Origin of the sequence: Polynucleobacter sp. HIN11, assembly GCF_030297675.1 — a bacterium.
Lineage (GTDB): Bacteria > Pseudomonadota > Gammaproteobacteria > Burkholderiales > Burkholderiaceae > Polynucleobacter.
This window is the reverse complement of record NZ_AP028142.1, coordinates 217,345-237,223: the sequence shown is the minus strand read 5'-3', so window position 1 is coordinate 237,223 and position 19,879 is coordinate 217,345. Positions and strand designations below refer to the sequence as shown.

General features: G+C 47.2%; 19 protein-coding genes. 4 read left to right on the top strand and 15 right to left on the bottom strand.

Annotated elements, in window-relative coordinates; all coding sequences use genetic code 11:
- The first annotated feature begins 371 nt into the window (after positions 1 to 371).
- Complete coding sequence (locus tag QUE60_RS01265) at positions 372 to 1,862, top strand: NAD-dependent succinate-semialdehyde dehydrogenase (RefSeq protein ID WP_286223933.1); 1,491 nt, start codon at positions 372 to 374, stop codon at positions 1,860 to 1,862.
- Here QUE60_RS01265 and trmB read toward each other — a convergent pair.
- Genes trmB through QUE60_RS01245 form a run of 4 tightly spaced genes read right to left on the bottom strand, consistent with a single transcriptional unit; the run spans position 1,859 to position 5,001 of the window.
- Entirely contained in the window at positions 1,859 to 2,659 is an 801-nt protein-coding gene (gene trmB, locus QUE60_RS01260; RefSeq protein WP_286223932.1) for a tRNA (guanosine(46)-N7)-methyltransferase TrmB, read from the bottom strand. The genes QUE60_RS01265 and trmB overlap by 4 nt on opposite strands.
- A 6-nt stretch (positions 2,660 to 2,665) precedes the next feature.
- Complete coding sequence (locus QUE60_RS01255) at positions 2,666 to 3,613, bottom strand: UDP-glucuronic acid decarboxylase family protein (protein ID WP_286226932.1); 948 nt, start codon at positions 3,611 to 3,613, stop codon at positions 2,666 to 2,668.
- Positions 3,614 to 3,654: 41 nt separating this feature from the next.
- Positions 3,655 to 4,137, bottom strand: coding sequence for a DUF2721 domain-containing protein (locus QUE60_RS01250; protein ID WP_286223930.1), 483 nt, complete (start codon positions 4,135 to 4,137; stop codon positions 3,655 to 3,657).
- Positions 4,138 to 4,155: 18 nt separating this feature from the next.
- Positions 4,156 to 5,001, bottom strand: coding sequence for an undecaprenyl-diphosphate phosphatase (locus tag QUE60_RS01245; protein ID WP_286223929.1), 846 nt, complete (start codon positions 4,999 to 5,001; stop codon positions 4,156 to 4,158).
- 77 nt (positions 5,002 to 5,078) lie between these two features.
- Here QUE60_RS01245 and QUE60_RS01240 point away from each other — a divergent pair, with 77 nt between their 5' ends.
- The gene (locus QUE60_RS01240) at positions 5,079 to 6,665 is read left to right on the top strand and encodes a TolC family protein (protein WP_286226931.1); all 1,587 of its coding nucleotides are present in this window, start codon (positions 5,079 to 5,081) and stop codon (positions 6,663 to 6,665) included.
- A 14-nt stretch (positions 6,666 to 6,679) separates the two neighbouring features.
- Here the strand turns inward: QUE60_RS01240 and ruvX are convergent, their stop codons facing one another.
- The 3 genes from ruvX to QUE60_RS01225 all read right to left on the bottom strand — a co-directional run bounded on the left by ruvX (position 6,680) and on the right by QUE60_RS01225 (position 8,539).
- Positions 6,680 to 7,093, bottom strand: coding sequence for a Holliday junction resolvase RuvX (ruvX, locus tag QUE60_RS01235; RefSeq protein WP_286223927.1), 414 nt, complete (start codon positions 7,091 to 7,093; stop codon positions 6,680 to 6,682).
- Positions 7,086 to 7,625, bottom strand: a complete 540-nt coding sequence (locus QUE60_RS01230; protein ID WP_286227460.1) for a YqgE/AlgH family protein — start codon at positions 7,623 to 7,625, stop codon at positions 7,086 to 7,088. The genes ruvX and QUE60_RS01230 overlap by 8 nt, the downstream gene beginning before the upstream one ends.
- A gap of 86 nt (positions 7,626 to 7,711) precedes the next feature.
- The gene (locus QUE60_RS01225) at positions 7,712 to 8,539 is read right to left on the bottom strand and encodes a YdcF family protein (protein WP_286226930.1); all 828 of its coding nucleotides are present in this window, start codon (positions 8,537 to 8,539) and stop codon (positions 7,712 to 7,714) included.
- A gap of 45 nt (positions 8,540 to 8,584) precedes the next feature.
- On the opposite strand from QUE60_RS01225, the gene QUE60_RS01220 reads away from it, so the two are divergent.
- Positions 8,585 to 10,054 carry a cryptochrome/photolyase family protein gene (locus QUE60_RS01220; RefSeq protein ID WP_286226929.1) on the top strand — a complete coding sequence of 490 codons (1,470 nt, stop codon included), beginning with the start codon at positions 8,585 to 8,587 and terminating at the stop codon, positions 10,052 to 10,054.
- 3 nt (positions 10,055 to 10,057) lie between these two features.
- Positions 10,058 to 10,927 (top strand): symmetrical bis(5'-nucleosyl)-tetraphosphatase, encoded by an 870-nt coding sequence (locus tag QUE60_RS01215; protein WP_286226928.1) that lies wholly within the window; start codon positions 10,058 to 10,060, stop codon positions 10,925 to 10,927.
- A 5-nt stretch (positions 10,928 to 10,932) separates the two neighbouring features.
- Here QUE60_RS01215 and hemL read toward each other — a convergent pair whose 3' ends face one another.
- From hemL to leuS, 8 genes are read right to left on the bottom strand one after another with little or no spacing between them, the layout of a single operon-like run.
- Positions 10,933 to 12,225, bottom strand: a complete 1,293-nt coding sequence (hemL, locus tag QUE60_RS01210; protein WP_286226927.1) for a glutamate-1-semialdehyde 2,1-aminomutase — start codon at positions 12,223 to 12,225, stop codon at positions 10,933 to 10,935.
- A gap of 25 nt (positions 12,226 to 12,250) precedes the next feature.
- Entirely contained in the window at positions 12,251 to 12,421 is a 171-nt protein-coding gene (locus QUE60_RS01205) for a rubredoxin (protein WP_108507762.1), read from the bottom strand.
- Positions 12,422 to 12,451: 30 nt separating this feature from the next.
- Complete coding sequence (locus QUE60_RS01200) at positions 12,452 to 13,834, bottom strand: THUMP domain-containing class I SAM-dependent RNA methyltransferase (protein ID WP_286226926.1); 1,383 nt, start codon at positions 13,832 to 13,834, stop codon at positions 12,452 to 12,454.
- Positions 13,835 to 13,842: 8 nt separating this feature from the next.
- A complete protein-coding gene (locus QUE60_RS01195) occupies positions 13,843 to 14,271 on the bottom strand; it encodes a CopD family protein (RefSeq protein ID WP_286223921.1) in 429 nt (142 codons plus the stop codon).
- An 18-nt stretch (positions 14,272 to 14,289) separates the two neighbouring features.
- Positions 14,290 to 15,567, bottom strand: coding sequence for a glutamate-5-semialdehyde dehydrogenase (locus QUE60_RS01190; protein WP_286227459.1), 1,278 nt, complete (start codon positions 15,565 to 15,567; stop codon positions 14,290 to 14,292).
- Between the two features lie 22 nt (positions 15,568 to 15,589).
- Positions 15,590 to 16,645, bottom strand: a complete 1,056-nt coding sequence (holA, locus tag QUE60_RS01185; protein WP_286226925.1) for a DNA polymerase III subunit delta — start codon at positions 16,643 to 16,645, stop codon at positions 15,590 to 15,592.
- A 22-nt stretch (positions 16,646 to 16,667) separates the two neighbouring features.
- Complete coding sequence (locus QUE60_RS01180) at positions 16,668 to 17,195, bottom strand: LPS-assembly lipoprotein LptE (RefSeq protein ID WP_286225558.1); 528 nt, start codon at positions 17,193 to 17,195, stop codon at positions 16,668 to 16,670.
- Between the two features lie 4 nt (positions 17,196 to 17,199).
- Complete coding sequence (leuS, locus tag QUE60_RS01175) at positions 17,200 to 19,866, bottom strand: leucine--tRNA ligase (protein WP_286226924.1); 2,667 nt, start codon at positions 19,864 to 19,866, stop codon at positions 17,200 to 17,202.
- Positions 19,867 to 19,879: the final 13 nt, after the last annotated feature.

Sequence of the window (19,879 nt, the reverse complement as noted above, 5' to 3'; positions counted from 1 at the left end):
TATCGGTTTAAACCCTAATATGATGCGCTACTGAATATAAAAAGATCAATTAAAACAATGATTTAATTAAGTTAGTCAACACTCATTCCTCATCATGAAAAAAACATTTATTCGGGGCATATTTTCATATTTTGGAAAAAAACACATACCACTCTAACTACCTATAGGCTGTCAACTGAGTCATATCCACTATTGGTAGTAGTTTTTAGAAATCAGCATTCGCTCCATAGGCAATACGATTGGCGGATCTATTTTTGTATGTCTAGAGTCAAGCACCCCTCCTTCTGGAGCCAATCATTGCCAATAATCTTCCACTACGGTTGGGATTACACTAAGCCATCGAGATACCACCCACTTAAAAGAAGAACATCATGAACGCCCCCAATTCAACGATTGATATCCGCAAACTCCTCAAAAACCCCAGTCTTTTTCATGAAGATGCTTTTATCAACGGCCAGTGGGTGAAAGCGTCAGGGAACGCTCGATTTGCCGTTTCCAATCCCGCCAATGGCGCAATTATTGCTGAGGTTGCCAATTTGAACGTCTCCGATGCCCAAGAAGCGATCTCTGCTGCCGAGCTAGCTCTCAATGCCTGGAAGGGGAAGCTGGCCAAAGAGCGTGCCCAGGTCATGCGCAAGTGGTTTGAGTTAATTTTGGCGAATGCGGATGATCTCGCCACCCTCATGACACTTGAACAAGGCAAACCCCTTGCCGAAGCTAAGGGGGAAGTGGTCTACGGCGCCTCCTTTGTGGAATGGTTTGCCGAAGAAGCCAAACGAGTCATGGGCGCCATTCCAGCAACCACTTGGAGTGATAAGCGCACCATTGTTTTAAAGCAAGCCATTGGGGTCTGTGTTGCCATTACCCCATGGAACTTTCCGATTGCCATGATTACTCGCAAAATCGCTCCGGCAATGGCAGCCGGATGTACTATCGTGATTAAGCCTGCAGAACAAACGCCGCTGTCAGCGCTCGCAATTGCGGAACTAGCGAATCAAGCAGGGGTCCCGCAAGGGGTCATTAATATCGTGACCGCCGATGCTGAGCAATCCATTGCGGTTGGTAAGGTCCTCTGCGAATCCCCAACCGTTCGCCATTTATCCTTTACCGGCTCTACAGAGGTGGGTCGTATTCTTATGGCGCAATGTGCTCCAACGATCAAGAAGCTCTCCTTAGAGCTTGGTGGTCATGCGCCTTTCATTGTGTTTGACGATGCCGATATTGATGCTGCCGTATCGGGCGCAATGAGCTCCAAATACCGAAATGCCGGGCAAACTTGTGTTTGCGCCAACCGGTTTTATGTACATAAAAAAGTGCACGATGCGTTTGTAGAAAAGTTAGCCCTTGCAACCAAAGCAATCAAAATTGGAAACGGTCTAGAGCAAGGCGTTTCTCAAGGGCCTCTCATCGACCAAGCGGCCATTGAAAAGGTGGAGCGACATGTAGCGGATGCAATTAGCAAAGGGGCGCGACTTGTAATTGGCGGTAAACGTGCAAGTTTGGGTGGAACGTTTTATGAACCAACGGTTCTTACCAATGTAACCAATAGCATGCTCATTACCCATGAAGAAACCTTTGGTCCAGTTGCACCGGTCATACCATTTGAGAATGATGATGAAGTGATTCGACTGGCCAATAGCAGTCAATTTGGTCTAGCGTCTTACTTTTACAGTCGGGATATTGGTCGGGTTTGGAAGGTCGCTGAAGCGCTCGAATTTGGCATGGTGGGAGTCAATACCGGACTGATCTCAAATGAGGTAGCCCCATTTGGGGGAGTCAAGCAATCTGGCTTAGGCCGCGAGGGTAGCTCTTGGGGAGTCGACGAGTACCTTGAAATGAAATACGTATGCATGGGGCTTTAAGTCTCACGCTTACGATAGAGCAAATCCCAAACCCCGTGGCCTAATTTGAGACCACGATTCTCAAATTTGGTCTGCGGGCGATACGAGGGCTTATCGACAAAACCCTCATGCATCCCCTGTAACTGCTCCGCCGTCCAATCAATACCACCAATAGTTTGATCCTGATCGATGCCGAGAATGGCTCCTAAGCGAACTTTTTGAGTGGATTGATTTCGTAACAGAGGATGGTGATTGAGAACTAAGAGCATTTGCTCCGCGTAATGCTGCCAATCCGTTGCCAGGTGAAGATAGCCATTAGGCTTCAATCGGGAAACGAGTAGTTCTACAAATTCTTTTTGAATTAAGCGACGTTTATGATGACGCGTTTTATGCCATGGATCTGGAAAGAAAATGTGAACCCCATCCAAAGAATTGGGTGCAATCATCCGCTCGAGTATCTCAACAGCATCATGGGAAATTAAGCGAAGATTGTGAAGATCCAACTCACCAATGCGTTTAAGAAGTGCGCCAACCCCGGGCTCATGAACTTCAAGACCTAAAAATATATCGTTGGGACGAGCTTGCGCAATCTGAGCGGTGGACTCACCCATGCCAAAGCCGATCTCGACAATGCGCAGAGCATTCTGATACGACGGACCAAATACTGACCAATCAAATAATGCATCTTGAAACGGTAGTAAAAATTGACCACCTAAAGTTGCGATCGCATGCTCTTGGGCACTTGTAGTGCGTCCTGCTCTACGAACAAAGGAGCGAATTTTTCTATGAGGATGATTTGATGGCAGGAATTTATCCATGCCTTTTTATTTCAATAGAACTCGAAAATAAGCAATCGTTTCTTTCAGGCCATCCTCAAGGGATACCTTGGGCTCCCACCCTAATTTGGCTTTAGCTAAATCAATATTGGGCTGACGCTGCTTCGGATCATCCGATGGCAATGGTTGATGAATAATCTTGGATTTACTGCCAGAAAGCTTGAGAACCATCTCGGCAAGCTCGAGCATGGTGAACTCTCCGGGGTTGCCAATATTAACGGGGCCAGTAAAACCCTTCTCTGAGTTCATCATTCTGACCATGGCGTCGATTAGGTCATCGACATAGCAAAAACTTCGGGTCTGAGAACCGTCTCCATAAATCGTGATGTCTTTACCTTGCAAGGCCTGTACGATAAAGTTACTCACGACCCGGCCATCATTAGGATGCATCCTTGGTCCATAGGTGTTGAAGATACGGACCACTTTGATATCGGTTTGGTGTTGGCGAAAGTAGTCAAAAAATAGGGTTTCAGCACAGCGCTTACCCTCGTCATAACAGGACCGAATGCCAATCGGATTCACCCTACCCCAATAGCCCTCGGGTTGAGGATGCACCTCTGGATCACCATAGACCTCACTCGTAGAGGCTTGCAAAATTCGGGCACGCGTCCGCTTAGCGAGACCTAGCATATTAATCGCACCGTGCACACTGGTTTTAGTCGTTTGCACGGGATCGTATTGGTAATGCACTGGAGAGGCGGGACACGCCAAGTTATAGATCTGATTGACCTCGACATACAAAGGAAAGGTCACATCATGGCGCATGATCTCCAAATTAGGGTTACCCATCAAGTGCGCAAGGTTCTGTTTGTTGCCGGTAAAAAAGTTATCCACTACCAAAACATCATTACCCTCACGTAGTAAACGCTCAGTCAGATGAGAGCCTAAAAAGCCTGCGCCGCCAGTGATGAGGATTTTGCTTTGATTGATTGACATAGATATCTTTCAGAAATTTTAGGTTACTGCGAATTTTATTCCTAGGGCCTTTTAGGCTTTTGAGATAGTTCTTGCGCAGGCATATCCCAACTTGTCGAGCGATAGGCAAATATAACCTCAACCAAGATCAGCGTTAGAGAAACCACAAATGAGACTAAGCCTGCAACAAATGTGATCAAAACATAACCTACGTTGACCAATTTTCCTGCACCGGTTTGCACTAAAAATAGCTCAAGAACCGTCAGAGAAATTAAAACACCCGCCAAGACATCAAAAAAAATGGCCAGAGTGCATAACCTTCCTCTGGTCTTGAACTCATCAATTTCTTTCTCATAATGCGTCTTCAGCTTTTGACTAAGCTGCTGATCGCCATATAGCTGGTTCTGGATAAAACGCATCCGATCTACATTACGAGCCAGCCTCGCTGTGATCGCAGCAACTAAGGTAGCGACGGCTGTTAGGAGAAAGACAGGTGCTAAGGCCAGCTGAATATTGGCCTGTATAGCATCAATTGAAAGGTTCATATTTTTACTCTGCAACTATCAATTAGACCAAGCGACAAGACCGGTGTACGAGGTCACCAAAACTAAAACGCCAAAAATAATACGATACCAAGCAAAGGGGATAAAGTTGTGATGCGCAACATAATGAATCAGCCAGCGCACACAAATGAATGCTGAGATAAAGGCTGCGACAAAACCAACTAAAAGGGTAGGCGCAAAATCAGCAAAACCAAATACTTGGGGCGAGTTTGCAATCTTGAGTAACTCATACGCAGTTGCCCCACCAATGACCGGGATTGCTAAAAAGAAGGAGAATTCAGTTGCAACGGCTCGCGGCAATCCAAAGAGCATCCCACCAATAATTGTTGCTCCTGAACGTGAGGTGCCTGGTACCAGAGCCGCGCATTGTGCCAGTCCAACCTTTAAAGCATCGAGTGCAGTCAACTGATCAATGCTATCGATTTTCCTTATGGTTGATGCTTTAGTTTGGCGATACTCCGCCCAGAAGATCACAAAGGCCCCCGCAATGAATGCGCTTGCCACAGGGACTGGTGAAAACAGATGAGTCTTAATGAACTTACCAAAAATCAGACCAAGCCCCATGGCCGGGATACAGGCAATCACCACATGCAAAACAAACTTTTGTGATTGTTTACTAGAAAAAAAGGTATTGGTCACCTTGAATAAGCGCTCACGGTACTCCCAGCACACCGCCAAAATGGCACCGAACTGAATGATGATTTCAAAAGCCTTACCACGCTCATCATTAAAATTTAAGAGATCCCCCACCAAGATTAAATGCCCAGTACTCGAAATAGGTAAAAACTCGGTTAAGCCCTCAACAACCCCGAGAATGAGAGCTTTGAATAAAAGTAATGGTTCCATAAGTATCAATACTAAAGCCTTAAATCCCTAAACTCATCAATTTGGCGTTTGGGCTTAAACTTCGGATCATGCATTCAATGAAACGGTTCCCATTAATTACCCTCATTGGACTGGCTGGATGGATAGTATCTAGCCAGGTACTTTCACAATCGAATCAGCAGCCAACCTCTAATCAAGGCTCCGTCACCGTAACACCGGCAAATAATGCATTACCCAAGACCTTAAGTCCTCAAGACCTTCTAAGGCTCGAAGCACCACCACAAACAGCTATTCCAATCCCACCGATTTCATCGAACCTAACGGATCCCCAAAACCGTAAGGCGCTCGATGGCCGTACTTTGGATCTCCTTACCCTGTATCAAGAGGCTGCATTTAATGATCCAGTGATTAATAGTGCACGCTTTAATTTAGCAGCCCGAAAAGAGCTCTACTGGCAGGGGTTATCCGTATTGCTACCACAGGTTTCAGCTAATCCAACTGCTACTCGGTTTTTCCAGCACGGAGAGGGCAATAACCGAGTTTATGATCAGCGTAGCTATACCCTTACGCTAACCCAACCGGTCTTTAACTTAAGTGGGGTGCAGCTATTTAAACAAGGAGAGCTTAATAGCAAAATCTCTGATCTTCAGTTTTATCAAGCTCAGCAAGATTTGGTCATTCGAGTATCGCAAGCCTACTTTGATGTATTAACAGCTCAAGACAATGTTGAGCTTTTCAAGAGCAAAAAAGAGTTAATCCGTCAACAACTTCAGGCTGCAAAAGCCAAGTTTGAGATTGGCTCGGCTACGATCGTCGATGCCAATGATGCCCAGGCACGCTTTGATGTCGCAAATGCTCAAGAGATTGCTGCACATGCAGACCTAGTCGTTAAACGCGGAGTTCTCGAACAGCTGATTGGCCACCCGGTCAAGCACATTAAACCAATGGCAAAGGATGTTTCGATTGCTGGGGTGGTGGCTGATCCAAGGGCCCGCAATAAGGATATCAAAGGAGTACCAATTGCAGAAAGTGTCAGCCCCAAACTACCCCCAGGCCAAGCATTGGAGGACTGGATTACCCAATCCGAAAACGCCAACTATGGAGTGCTGGCTGGTCAACTCAGTGTGCAATTAGCCGAGAGTGTATATAAAGGCTCTCTCGCCGCAAACTATCCAAGCGTTAACTTTGTTGGGACTGCGGGTTTTAATCAATCGAATGGTTCTGCTCTGAACTTTAACCCACTCCCAACACAAAATATTTATAACAACACGTTAGCGTTACAAATGACACTACCTATCGTGTCGGGCGGATTTAATATGTCCGTCATCCGCCAAAACGCAGCGCTTTTTGATAAGTCGAAGGCAGATTACGACAATCTACGACGTACCGCTGCCCAGGCAACCCGCCAAGCCTTTACTGGATTCTATGGTGGCTTAGCTACAGTCAGGGCATTAGAAGCGGCTGAGAAATCCTCGGCTACCGCAGTGGAATCCAGTAAGTTAGGTTACAACGTTGGCACCCTCATTAACATCGATGTCTTAATTGCCTTAGATACGCTCTTCACCACACGCGCCTCACTCTACAAAGCCCGCTATGACACGATTATGAACGCATTGCGCTTGAAAGCTCAGGCCGCTAATTTATCCGATGAGGATTTGATTGCAATTAATGCATTACTGCGCTAGTGATTAATCAGGAGTTAACTGCGCTCGCGAAAGAACTGCTCTATGAGCAATCCAGCTGCATGCGAATCTAGAGCCCCCTGATACTGGGTGTCTTGTTCTAATAACACTGAGGAATAGCGCTCATCCACATAATGGATGGGCTTACCAGATTGCTTGGCAAGCTGTTTACCGAACGAGCGCGAGCGTTTGGTTATTGCATGTTCAGCACCATCTGGATGCAATGGTAAACCTACCACTAGGCAACTCGGCTGCCACTCATGAATTAACTCTTGAATTTTTTGATATGTTTGATTGGGCTTGATATTTTGGATTACATCCAAAGCTTGAGCACTTCCGGTCAGCGAATTGCCAACCGCCACCCCAATCCGCTTAGTGCCGTAATCAAAACCTAGAACAATGGTTACTGGATTTGAAGCATCATTAGGCATGCCCCGCTTCTCCAGAAAGGCTTGCTAGATCAAAGCCCAAAACCTGCATTGCCCTTTGATAACGATCGGTATATGGCGTATCAAAAATAATCGTTTGCATTTGATCATTTGGGATGGCGATATTGATCCACCCATTGAGCGAAATCTCCTCTTCGAGCTGTCCTGCACCCCACCCCGCATACCCTAGTGTCATCAGAAACTTCTCAGGTCCAGAGCCATTCGCTACCGCCTCAAGAACATCTTTAGATGTGGTCATAGTGAGACCATCTGCAATGATTAATGAAGATGAGTACTTCTCCGCAAGATCAGTGGGATGCAGCACAAATCCTCGTTCGACCTGAACGGGTCCACCAAAATAAACCGGCTGGTCAAGTAATGGTGCGATTTCAAGCTTCAGCTCGATTTTCTCAAACAGGGTTGAGAGCACAATATCGGTCGGACGATTGACCACCAGTCCCATAGCACCTTTGTCGCTATGTTCTAAAAGATACACCAAGGAACCTGAAAAATTTTCGTCTAGCATACCCGGCATGGCTAACAAGAACTGGTTAGCAAAGGAACTGAATGAGGGGAAGGCATTGGCTTGGCTCACAACTCATTCTAGCAAGCCTCAGGAATTCAGAAAAGTGATATTTTTCCAGTCAATTGATATGCTGCAATCCCAATATATTCATGCAGTAGCTTATTCCACAGAAATGCACCCTCCGTTAAATCAAATTCGCGCCATTGCAAGGTATTCGCTGTTTGGTAATCCACTGGTACAGCAATCACCGCAATGCCTTGCTTTTCAAAGATTTTTACAGAGCGATACATATGACTCGCGGAGGTGACCAAAAGCCATGGTTTTAACAGTTGGTCTGGGGATTGTGGATAAATGGCATCGATAATCTTTTTGGAATAAACCGCATTTTCATAAGTATTGCGAGATTGATTCTCGTAAAAGGCAGTGGTGTTTGTTCTATCGGCAAGCCCTTGCTCTTGAATCAATTGCTTAAAGGCATCGGCCTCTGACATCCCTCTTGGATTTACTCTTCCCGAAAAACCGCTAAAGATAAATGGCTTATCAGGATACTTTCGAATGAGCTCTAGTCCCTTCGTAACACGCTCGGCCGATGATTTAAGAGATATCTCACCACGATCAACGGCAACATCTTCGCCCTCTATAGCCCCACCCAAAATAATGATCCCTGCAAATTGGTCAGGATTGAGATTCTGAATCGATGGTTTGGGAACGGCATTTTCCAGAATACGGATCAAAGACTCAGGAATAGGCATATACCCCACGCCTAGGAAGCCAATGACTGCAAGTGCCAAAAGACGATTGGTGAAGACAGGCTTGCGAATGGTAAGAAAAAACCATGCCAGAAGGGTAGCCAAGAAAATCAGGTTTAAAGGCTCAATTAGGAATTGAACAATCTTCGAAGTAATAAAAAATAGGCTATCCATGAGGGCATCATAATCAAAATCGCATTCCCGAATAAGATAGAGCCTATGACAAGTGCATTGGTATGGCTTCGACGTGATTTACGCCTATATGATCAGGCGGCTCTTCATCACGCCCTAAAACAGTATCAACAGGTCTGGGTCTGTTTTATCTTTGACACTTCGATTCTTAACCCCTTACTCTCTATAGGTCAGGGTTTTGATCGCAGGGTGGATTTCATTTGGCAAACGATTGAAGATCTAGATAAAACCCTAAGAGCTCAAGAAAGCGGAATCATTTGCCGTCATGGTAACCCAATAGAACTCATCCCCACCTTAGCTAGACAACTTGGTGCACAAGCAGTCTTTACCAACTATGACTATGAACCCTCGGCAATTTCACGCGATGAGGCCATCGCACAAACGCTTGCGAAGAATAGCGTTGCGTTCCAGCATTTTAAGGATCAGGTTATTTTTGAGAAGACTGAAGTCTTAACTAACTCTGAAACCGTATTCTCGGTCTTTACTCCGTATAAGAATGCATGGCTTAAGAAACTAAACCCCTCAGACCTTGAGCCCTTTGTCTGCGATCTCCCTAATGCTGGCTTACAGGGTCGATATGCCCCCATTCCCAAGAGCATTGATACCGGCATCCCTTCGCTGGAATCCATGGGATTTAGACCGACAGGCATAGAAAAGTATCTACCCCCAAGTCAGAAGGGTGCTGAGCTCTTTTTGAGTGACTTTCTAAAACGAATTGATCAATACAACATTGGCCGAGACTTCCCAGCAACCAAAGGCGTCAGCTACCTCTCTACATACTTGCGCTTTGGTCTTCTATCAATCCGGGGCTTGGTTCGCGAGGCTCATCGTCGAATGTTTGCAGGCAGTCTTGGTGCAAGCACATGGCTGAGTGAGCTCATATGGCGGGACTTCTATTTCATGATTTTGGCCAATCACCCACGCCTTGCCGATGGCCAATCATTTAAGCCCGACTATGACAAGATTGTTTGGGAGCACGGTCCCAAAGCACAAAAATTATTTAAGGCCTGGTGCGATGGCCAAACTGGTTACCCACTAGTCGACGCAGCCATGCATCAACTCAATCAATCAGGCTATATGCATAATCGCTTGCGCATGGTCGTGGCTAGTTTCTTATGCAAAGACCTCGGCATCGATTGGCGCTGGGGGGAGCAGTATTTTGCCGAGCATCTGAACGATTTTGAGTTTGCCTCTAATAATGGTGGTTGGCAATGGGCCTCGTCTTCTGGATGTGATGCTCAGCCCTACTTCCGGATCTTTAACCCCATCACCCAGTCTGAGCGCTTTGATGCTGAAGGAAAATTTATCCGCCGCTACATTCCTGCTCTTGAAAAGCTATCCAATAAATCAATCCATGCGCCCTGGCTTGCAGGGCAACTTGAGCTCGAGGCTGCTGGCATCGTATTGGGTAAAGACTACCCAAGCCCAATCGTCGATCATGATGAAGCCCGCAAGGCGACCTTGATTCGCTATAACGTTGTGAAAAAAGTGGCTTGAGTAATGACGCGCGTCTTTGCGATTGGTGATGTACAGGGTTGCTTAAGGCCCCTTAATCAACTCATCAAGAAACTCCCCCATGGCTCTAAATTCATTTTTCTGGGGGATCTCGTCAACCGTGGCCCAGATTCGCTGGGTACCTTGCGGCGACTCAAGCAACTTCAGGAAGAGGGGGTTGCCGAGTGTATTTTGGGTAATCATGATCTGAACTTATTGGCGTGTGATGCAGGACTTCGAGATACCAAGCCTCTTGATACGATCGATGATATTTTGGCTGCACCTGATCGTCGTGAGCTCATCGATTGGTTGAGATGCCGTCCCATGGCACTGAGTAATGGCAAGGTCTTACTGGTGCACGCAGGGGTGCTACCCCAATGGAGCATTAAGAAAACTTTATCTTTGGCTCATGAGGTGGAGATTGCACTACGCCATAAAAACTATCGAGATTTTTTATCCCAAATGTATGGCAATACCCCAAATCGCTGGAATCCAAAATTATCTGGATTTGATCGTTTGCGTTTAATCACCAATACCCTAACCCGGATTCGGTTTTGTACTCCTCAGGGCGAAATGGAGTTCAAAAGCAAAGAGGGATTAGAAAGTGGTCCAGCTGGATATATCCCATGGTTTGAAGCGCCTGATCGTAAAACAAAATCGATCCCTATTGTCTTTGGTCACTGGTCAACGCTTGGCTTACTCAATCGCCAAGGGGTGATCGGAATTGATACTGGCTGCGTATGGGGCGGTACTCTAACTGCAATCGATCTTGACCACTTGGAAAGGATGAACTCCAAGGCTTTAGCTGAGGATTCCAAATCGCTTTCGATTAAGACAGTCAGTGTGGCGGGCTATGATCACCCGCTACGGATGTGAGCGTATTAAATCTTCTGAAACGATTGCTGAGCTGCACGAATAATCTCATCAACCACTGCGTTATCGTGTGCAATCGATGTAAATCCAGCCTCATAGGCGGATGGAGCAAGGTAAACACCTTCGTCCAACATCGCATGAAAGAAGCGTTTGAAAGCTTCAATATCGGTTTTGGTCACTGCTTCGTATGAAGTTGGTACCGTCTGTGAAAAATAGAAGCCAAACATTCCACCAACACTGTCGACCGAGAATGGAATCTTGGCTCGATTGGCTTCTTGCTGCAATCCCGCCATTAATTTTTTTGTTTGTTCGGTCAGGCATTCAAAAAACCCGGGTCGCGAGATGATCTCCAATGTCTTCGCCCCTGCAGCTACTGCAACGGGATTGCCAGATAAGGTGCCTGCCTGATAAACATTACCCAAGGGAGCGAGCTTCGCCATAATCTCCCGCTTACCTCCAAATGCTGCCATGGGCATACCGCCACCCATGACTTTGCCCAGACAAGTTAAATCCGGCCGAATGCCATGCAAGGATTGGGTGCCGCCCAAGGCCACCCGAAATCCCGTCATCACCTCGTCGTAAATCAATACGGCGCCATACTGCTGGGTGAGCGAACGAACCGCCTTGACAAACTCGGGAGTCGCACGAATTAAGTTCATATTGCCAGCAATCGGTTCCAAAATTAATGCAGCGACCTGATCACCATGGCGCTTGAAGGCCTCTTCTAGAGCACCAACGTCGTTATAGGGCAGCACTAAGGTATGCCTCACTAAATCCTGAGGTACACCACCCGATGAAGGTGCATTCTTTGTGGAATCGGCAAAAGTGAGCAAACCAGAACCGGCTTTGACCAACAGGCTATCCGCATGGCCGTGGTAACAGCCCTCAAACTTAATAATCAAATCACGATTGGTATAGCCGCGGGCTAAACGCAAGGCACTCATGGTCGCTTCAGTGCCGCTCGACACTAAACGAATTTGTTCGATTGCTGGCATTAGCTCACAAATACGCTCAGCAAGATCAATCTCCCCTGCGGTCGGGGCACCATAGCTAAAACTCTGAGTTGCGGCACTCTGCACTGCTTCCACTACTTCTGGGTTCGCATGCCCAACAATCATGGGCCCCCATGACATGATGAGATCAACATAGCGCTTATCGTCGGCGTCCCAAAAATAAGGGCCTTCTGCACGCTTGATAAATCGCGGGGTACCCCCCACTTGCCGAAATGCCCTCACTGGAGAGTTCACGCCACCTGGAATCGTTTTCTGGGCGCGTGTGAAGAGTTGATCGTTTTGGCTCATGGCATTCATTAAAAAGTCTAATTCATTAAATGACGCACATCTCAAAATCATCTTTGCGCGCACCACACTCGGGGCACGACCAGTTCATGGGAACATCTTTCCACAAGGTTCCAGGCGCAATGCCATCATCCGGACAACCTTTGGCTTCATCGTAGATCCAGCCGCAGATCAGGCACATATAGGTTTTATATTCCATTTGTTATTTCTTTCAGATTGAAATCTTATTTTACGATTTCTGGGCATCGCTTCGCCCCCGAATCTCAAACTTGAAAAGTCTGCATTCCAGGGGGCCATTAAATAATGGGGTGCGCTTGGACTCTTTCATGCGTAAATGGCCCGGTAAGCCCATGTCCGCAGTGAGAACAAAGATCTCCCAACCCGCAAAATGGTCTTTCAGTTGCTTGCTAAACTGATCGAGTAACATTGCAAACTTCGGATCGATCGGCTCTTTTAATAAAGGCTCTCGGCTCGTACGTCGTTTTTGCATGTATGCAGCCTTGCTATCACCAAAGACATGGGGTCGATCAGAGTCGCCACCCTTCATAGCTAGGCGCTCTCCATAAGGTGGATTAAATACCATCACCCCTTTTTGCCCTTCGCTTAAATCAATATTCGGCCTAATCGCGATAGCATCCAATTGTCGAACCACAGGCAATCCAGGCAACTGCGCACGTTGCCAATTGGCCTTACACATCGCAATCATTTTCTCGTTGATATCGCTGCCACTAATTGCAATAGTGTCTTTCTGATGCCGATGCATTTCTGTCTTCGCAGCATCGCAAAGTGTTTGCCAGTTCTTTTTTTCCAGGGAGCTCAAAAAGGGCTTGAGTCGCAAAAAGCCAAAGCCACTTTGCATAACCGATGGCTTCCACGATACGGCTATATTTTGATTGGATGAGCCAAGTATGCGCGCTCGCAGCGCCCCCGCTGGAATATGAAAAGCTATCTGGGCAGCCTCAATCAAAAAGGTGCCGCTTCCGCACATGGGGTCATAAAGCGGTATTGCAGCTTGCCAGTTGGTCAATCGCAAAATCCCAGCAGCGAGATTCTCTTTAAGAGGCGCTTCACCCTTTTCCTCCCGCCAGCCGCGCTTGAACAAAGGCTCACCCGAGGTATCCAAATAGATGGTGGCATGTTGTTGCGTCAAATGAACCTGAATCCGCACATCGGGATTCACTGTATCAATATTCGGGCGCCCACCCGTTTGCTCGCGCAAACGATCAACAATCGCATCTTTGATTCGCAAAGTAGCAAAGTTCAAACTCTTTAGAGGCGATCGTTGTGCGGTGATATCGACCCGAAGCGTTTGATTCGAGGAAAACCAATCTTCCCAACCAATCGCTTTTACTTGATGATAAAGATCATCCTCGGATTTATAGGGTCCGTCGGTCATCTTTAGCAAAACACGACTGGCAATCCGTGAATGCAGATTCATTGCCATTGCTAAGGCAAGCGGTCCCTCAACCCCCATTCCGCCGGTTAAGCTTGACGGGGCTGGGTCAACCGATGATCGCCCCAATGCTTTTATCTCAGGTCGAGCAACAATCTCCTCGAGCTCTTGGGCTAAAACTGCCTCAAGTCCGCCCGGACAAACAATAAAAAATTTCACAATAGGGATCAGCTCGGCTTAATGACTACGAGAGCAGTGACTACCAACATCAGCAAAACTGGAGCCTCATTAAACCATCTAAACCACACGTGGCTTTTGGTATTTTGCTTTTGAACAAATTGCTTAAGGAGACGCTTACATTGCAAATGGTAGCCAATCACAATCAGCACTAATAACACCTTCACATGCATCCAGATCGAGCCGCGGCCAACTCCGTAATACAGCCACAAAATGAGTCCCAAAGCGACCGCTGGCATCATCAGGATGGTCATAAAACGGTAGAGTCGTTGTGCCATACCGATTAAACGTTCATAGGCGATATCGTTGGTTTCTTGTGCCAGATTTACAAAGATACGGGGTAAATAAAAAAGCCCAGCAAACCATGAGGCAATTAAAACGATGTGCAGGGTTTTAGCCCAAAGGTAACCATCAAACATAGAGTCTCTTTATCAAAATTACTGACGTATTTCACCGTGGCCCATCACCACGTACTTCAACGAGGTCAGCCCCTCAAGACCAACGGGGCCACGCGCATGCAACTTATCGTTGGAGATCCCAATCTCGGCACCCAAGCCATACTCAAAGCCATCTGCAAATCGGGTGCTGGTATTGACCATCACACTCGCACTATCGACTTCTCGCAAGAAACGATTGGCATGCTCTTGATTTTGGGTAATGATCGCATCCGTGTGCTTACTACCATAATGCTCAATATGATCCATTGCCTCATCAAGACTCTCAACAGTCTTAATCGATAAGATCGGCGCCAGATACTCTGTGCGCCAATCTTCCTCAGTCGCATCGACCAAGTTAGCAAATTGATTCGATTCAAGCAAGGAGCGGGTCTTTGGATCCACACGCAATTCCACGCCTTTGTCTTGATAAATTCGGCAAAGCTTGGGTAAAACCTGAGGTGCGATCTTGCCATGAACGAGTAGAGTTTCCATCGCATTGCAAGGAGCATAGCGCTGGGTCTTGGCGTTATCACATACTTTAATCGCTAAATCGATATCCGCAGCCTCATCTATAAAGGTATGGCAAATTCCATCGAGGTGTTTGATCATGGGCACTCGGCCATCTTGCATCAGGCGCGCAATCAAACTCTTCCCGCCGCGAGGCACAATCACATCAATGTGCTCGGTCATAGTGATCATTTTTCCGACGGCAGCCCTATCAGTTGTTTGGATCACTTGCACGGCATTGGCTGGCAACTGAGCGGCAGCCAGGCCCTCCTGAATTAATCCAGCTAAAAATGTATTGGAGTCAATTGCCTCCGATCCACCTCGCAAAATGACAGCATTTCCTGACTTTAAGCATAGAGCTGCCGCATCAATCGTGACATTGGGACGGGACTCGTAAATAATGCCAATCACACCAAGGGGTACACGCATTTGCCCAATCAAAATACCTGAGGGTTGCTGTTTAAAGGGGGTAATCTGACCGATTGGATCCTCCAGGGTGACGATTTGCTCAAGACCCAAGGCCATGGTCTCAATTGATTTCTCGGTCATGGTCAAACGATCCACAAATGCAGCGTCATGACCAGCGGCCTTAGCCCGCTCCACATCACGGGCATTGGCCGCCAGAATCTTTGCGACATCCCTACGAATAGCCTTCGCAATATTGCTTAATGCCTGATTCTTTTGCTCAGAACTGGCTCTGGCCATCGCCCTTGAAGCGAGGCGAGCTTGCTGACCAATGGTCAGCATCATTTGCTCAATCGTTTGGTTCATCTCATTTGCCATAGTTGATACTCTAACGCAATAAACTCCCAACAAGTCGCAAACCATCCCAAGGATTGGCTGGAAGATCTCGAACCCATAGACCCTTTGCCTGCTTATCCAAGTTGGCAGCGAGTACGAGAGCTTGCTTTAATTTCTTAGGTTGAATGCGCTTGAGGGCCATAGGGTAAAGCTTCTGACGCTTTCCCCAGATGCGGTAATTGCGCATGATGGTTGGCAAACTCTCTCCTGCAGTAAGCGCAGTCTGGGCCCGATTAAGCGTTCTTAGCTCATCGCTAATTCCCCACAGAATTAGAGGCAAGGGCTCACCCTCACCTTGTAGGCCATCTACCATTCGATTCAGACGTGCCGCATCACCAGACAGTAGTGCCTCTGTCAGCTCAAATAGATCATAGCGAGCAACTTTGAGAACCGCAGCACGAATTTGCTCATCGGTAATCACTCCGCTGGGATACAAAAGTCCCAGCTTCTGAATTTCTTGATGGGCAGCGATCAAGTTACCTTCAACCTGATCGGCCATCCATTGCAAACTGCGCAGCCCCGCTTCCCCAGGTTCAACGGATTGCGACTGCAGTGACATTCGCTTAGCAATCCATTGGGGTAATTGACTTCGTTCAATCGAATCAATCTGGACCGCCATACCAGCTTCATCGAGGGCCATAAACCAAGCAGAGCCCTTAGTTTTCAGATCAAGACGCGGAAGCTGAATGCACACAATCACGTCAGGCACTGAGCCGGCTGATCCTAAAGAAGTGGCAAAGTTTTTCAGTACATCCGCCCCCTCGCGACCAGGTTTGCCAGTGGGCATACGCAGTTCCACAAAGCGCTTATCGCCAAACAGGGACATGGATTGCCCGACACTTAATAACGATGGCCAATCAAAGTAGCGATCCTGAACCATCACATCGCGCTCAGTAAATCCTTGGGTTTTGGCAAATGCCCTGAGGCTGTCCACAGCCTCCATCATCAGAAGTGGCTCATCCCCCGAAAAAACATATAAGGGATGAAGGCTCTGGGAACCCTTCGCTAAACCAGCCAAATGAATCTGAAAGGCATCACTTTTGATCATTGAAATCGATCAAATAGAAAATTTATTTACTCACCCGACCTAGGGTGGCAATGCGACGCAAGATCTGCAGCGCCAAATCAGAACGCATGCTCTCTAAAAATTGTTGTTGCTGGATATCGGCAGACAATACAGTTGCCACAGTGAAATCGAGATCCCGTATCACATAGATATCGGATTCTGGAATGACTTCGGCACCCGTATTATCAAAAGCGCGGAACACGACCCGATTATTGAGTCGATACGCAGAAATCTGACCCGTCGAGGTATAGGTCAAAATTTGCCGAGTACTATCTTCGCTCACAATATCCAGAATCAAATCGGCATCCTTACCCGAGGTGACTACCTTTGCATTTGTTCCTGTCGAAATAATGCGCTCGAGGTCAAAACGTAATTGGGGCGATGGTCGCCCTGAAATCAAAATCGATTTATAGGGAATAGTGACAGAGCCACGTAAACGAAAACCACATGCAGACAATCCAAAAACTGTTATGAAGCCAAAAAGGCTACTTCTTAGCAGCAGGCGACGATTGAAATTATGAGGTACGCTCATCTGCTTATGCAACCACATTCACTAAGCGGCCCGGAACCACAACGATCTTCTTGGGCGCCGCACCGTTTAAGAGTCGCAAAACAGGCTCTGACTGTAAGCTAATAGCCTCAATCGTATCTTTTGAGGCATCGGCTGGTACCTTGATTTGGCCTCGGTGTTTGCCATTAATTTGCAACACCAACTCAATCTCCGACCGAATCAAAGCAGACTCATCCACTTGCGGCCAAGGTGCATCCAATAAAGAGCCAAAGTGCTTGGCAAATCCAAGGTCTTCCCACAACGCATAGGTGCAGTGTGGAACAACGGGATACAAAATGCGTAGCAAAATTCCGAGTGATTCCGAAAGCACTTCAGGACGAATCGAATTTACATCCTGATTTAACTTAAAGGGCTCTAACACATTCAACATCTTCATGGCAGCCGAGACCACGGTGTTGTACTGGCGACGTTGATAATCAAAATTAGCCTGCTTCAAAATCGTATGCACTTCAAAGCGCAGCTCTTTTTCGTTAGCATTGAGATCGCTTGGAAGGGACGAATGTACTGCTTGTAAAGATTCCGCTTGCGAACTCGCATAGCTCCATAAACGACGCAGGAACCGAGAAGCACCCTCTACACCAGCACCCGACCACTCGAGTTGCTGCTCAGGTGGAGCGGCAAACATCGTAAATAGCCGTGCCGTATCAGCGCCATACTGATCAATCAGGGCTTGCGGATCAACGCCATTATTTTTGCTTTTGGCCATCTTCTCGACACCACCGATATTGACTGGTGAGCCATCCTTGATGAGCTTAGCTGCAATGGGTCGTCCCTTCTCATCAAGATCAAGCTCGACATCAGCAGGATTAACCCATTGCTTTTTGCCACTCGAATCTTCTTTATAGAAGGTTTCGTTAAGAACCATCCCCTGCGTGAGGAGATTTAGAAAAGGCTCATCAAAACGCACCAAACCTAAATCGCGCATTACCTTGGTCCAAAACCGAGCGTACAGCAGATGCAAGATCGCATGCTCAATTCCGCCAATGTATTGATCCATTGGCATCCAATAGTCATTACGAGAGTCCACCATACTTTTTGCATCGGGACCGGTATAGCGCATGAAATACCATGAGGAATCTACAAAGGTATCCATGGTGTCGGTCTCACGCCGTGCAGGCTTACCGCACTTCGGACAATCGACTTTTAAAAAATCTTGACGTTTATTGAGAGGATTACCAGAACCATCTGGCACGCAGTCTTCGGGCAAGACCACAGGTAAATCCGACTCAGGAACTGGCACTTCGCCACAATCAGTGCAGTGAATCATGGGGATTGGAGTCCCCCAATAGCGCTGTCGAGAAATGCCCCAATCGCGCAAGCGATAGGTTGTTTTTAGCTCACCAAGGCCTCGCTCTTTCAGATCTCTGGCAACGGCTTGCACAGCATCTGGGTACGATAAGCGGTCATAGGGCCCGCTGTAAATACACTCGGTGTTCTCTTTTTGTGCATACCACTCTTGCCAGTGCGAGGTATTAAAAAGATCGGTTACCCCTTTAACCGCGATTACCTGCTTAATAGGTAAATGGTATTTATTAGCAAAGGCAAAGTCGCGCTCATCGTGGGCGGGAACCCCCATCACCGCACCATCGCCATACGACATCAGTACGTAATTACCAACCCATAGCGGAATTGGCTCATTGGTTAAGGGATGGGTCACATACAAACCGGTTGGCATGCCCTCTTTTTCTTGGGTCGCCAGATCGGCTTCAATCACACTCCCGGTTTTGCAACGTTCAATGAATTGCGCTAATGCTGGATTGGTTTGTGCCGCCTTGGCAGCCAAGGGATGCTCGGCAGCAACCGCACAAAACGTGACGCCCATGATGGTATCCGCGCGTGTGGTGAACACATACATCTTGCCATCGTTAATGAAACGGCCGGCATCATCCTGAACTTGATGAGTAAATGCAAAGCGTACTCCATGGCTTTTACCAATCCAGTTTTGTTGCATGATCTTGACGCGCTCAGGCCATGCTAGATCATCGAGTCCCGTTAATAACTCTTCAGCATACGCAGTAATATTGAGGTAGTACCCAGGGATCTCCCGCTTTTCAACCAAGGCGCCCGAGCGCCAACCACGGCCATCGATCACTTGCTCATTCGCTAAAACGGTTTGATCTACTGGATCCCAGTTGACGGTTTGGGTTTTGCGATAGGCAATGCCTTTTTCAAGCATCTTCAAAAATAGCCACTGGTTCCAACGGTAGTAATCAGGCTTGCACGTTGCAATCTCCCGTGACCAATCAATTGCTAACCCCATCGCTGCCATCTGACCACGCATGTAATCAATATTTTGATAGGTCCATTGTGCGGGTGGCACATTATTCTGAAGTGCGGCATTCTCGGCCGGCATACCAAATGCGTCCCAACCCATCGGCATTAAGACGTTGTAGCCTTGCATCCGCAGTTGGCGCGCCATCACATCATTGATGGTGTAGTTGCGCACATGACCCATATGCAACTTACCGGAGGGATAAGGCAGCATCGAACAGGCATAGAACTTCGGCTTTAATTGACCAGTGGATGTCTTTGCATCTTCACTAACACGATAGACATCCTTAGCTTGCCACTCATGATGTGCACGCGCTTCAATACTCCGAAAATCGTAATCTTTAGCCTGATGTTTATCCATTAATTGTTCTTGT

Bases quoted from the DNA above. Each gene is read 5' to 3' on its own strand.
- QUE60_RS01250 (WP_286223930.1), bottom strand. From the start codon at position 4,137: ATGAACCTTTCAATTGATGCTATACAGGCCAATATTCAGCTGGCCTTA.
- QUE60_RS01205 (WP_108507762.1), bottom strand. From the start codon at position 12,421: ATGGAATATAAAACCTATATGTGCCTGATCTGCGGCTGGATCTACGAT.
- QUE60_RS01265 (WP_286223933.1), top strand. From the start codon at position 372: ATGAACGCCCCCAATTCAACGATTGATATCCGCAAACTCCTCAAAAAC.
- leuS (WP_286226924.1), bottom strand. From the start codon at position 19,866: ATGGATAAACATCAGGCTAAAGATTACGATTTTCGGAGTATTGAAGCG.
- QUE60_RS01245 (WP_286223929.1), bottom strand. From the start codon at position 5,001: ATGGAACCATTACTTTTATTCAAAGCTCTCATTCTCGGGGTTGTTGAG.
- QUE60_RS01180 (WP_286225558.1), bottom strand. From the start codon at position 17,195: ATGAGCGTACCTCATAATTTCAATCGTCGCCTGCTGCTAAGAAGTAGC.
- QUE60_RS01220 (WP_286226929.1), top strand. From the start codon at position 8,585: ATGACAAGTGCATTGGTATGGCTTCGACGTGATTTACGCCTATATGAT.
- hemL (WP_286226927.1), bottom strand. From the start codon at position 12,225: ATGAGCCAAAACGATCAACTCTTCACACGCGCCCAGAAAACGATTCCA.
- QUE60_RS01255 (WP_286226932.1), bottom strand. From the start codon at position 3,613: ATGTCAATCAATCAAAGCAAAATCCTCATCACTGGCGGCGCAGGCTTT.
- QUE60_RS01230 (WP_286227460.1), bottom strand. From the start codon at position 7,625: ATGCCGGGTATGCTAGACGAAAATTTTTCAGGTTCCTTGGTGTATCTT.
- trmB (WP_286223932.1), bottom strand. From the start codon at position 2,659: ATGGATAAATTCCTGCCATCAAATCATCCTCATAGAAAAATTCGCTCC.
- holA (WP_286226925.1), bottom strand. From the start codon at position 16,645: ATGATCAAAAGTGATGCCTTTCAGATTCATTTGGCTGGTTTAGCGAAG.
- QUE60_RS01190 (WP_286227459.1), bottom strand. From the start codon at position 15,567: ATGAACCAAACGATTGAGCAAATGATGCTGACCATTGGTCAGCAAGCT.
- QUE60_RS01225 (WP_286226930.1), bottom strand. From the start codon at position 8,539: ATGGATAGCCTATTTTTTATTACTTCGAAGATTGTTCAATTCCTAATT.
- ruvX (WP_286223927.1), bottom strand. From the start codon at position 7,093: ATGCCTAATGATGCTTCAAATCCAGTAACCATTGTTCTAGGTTTTGAT.
- QUE60_RS01240 (WP_286226931.1), top strand. From the start codon at position 5,079: ATGAAACGGTTCCCATTAATTACCCTCATTGGACTGGCTGGATGGATA.
- QUE60_RS01215 (WP_286226928.1), top strand. From the start codon at position 10,058: ATGACGCGCGTCTTTGCGATTGGTGATGTACAGGGTTGCTTAAGGCCC.
- QUE60_RS01195 (WP_286223921.1), bottom strand. From the start codon at position 14,271: ATGTTTGATGGTTACCTTTGGGCTAAAACCCTGCACATCGTTTTAATT.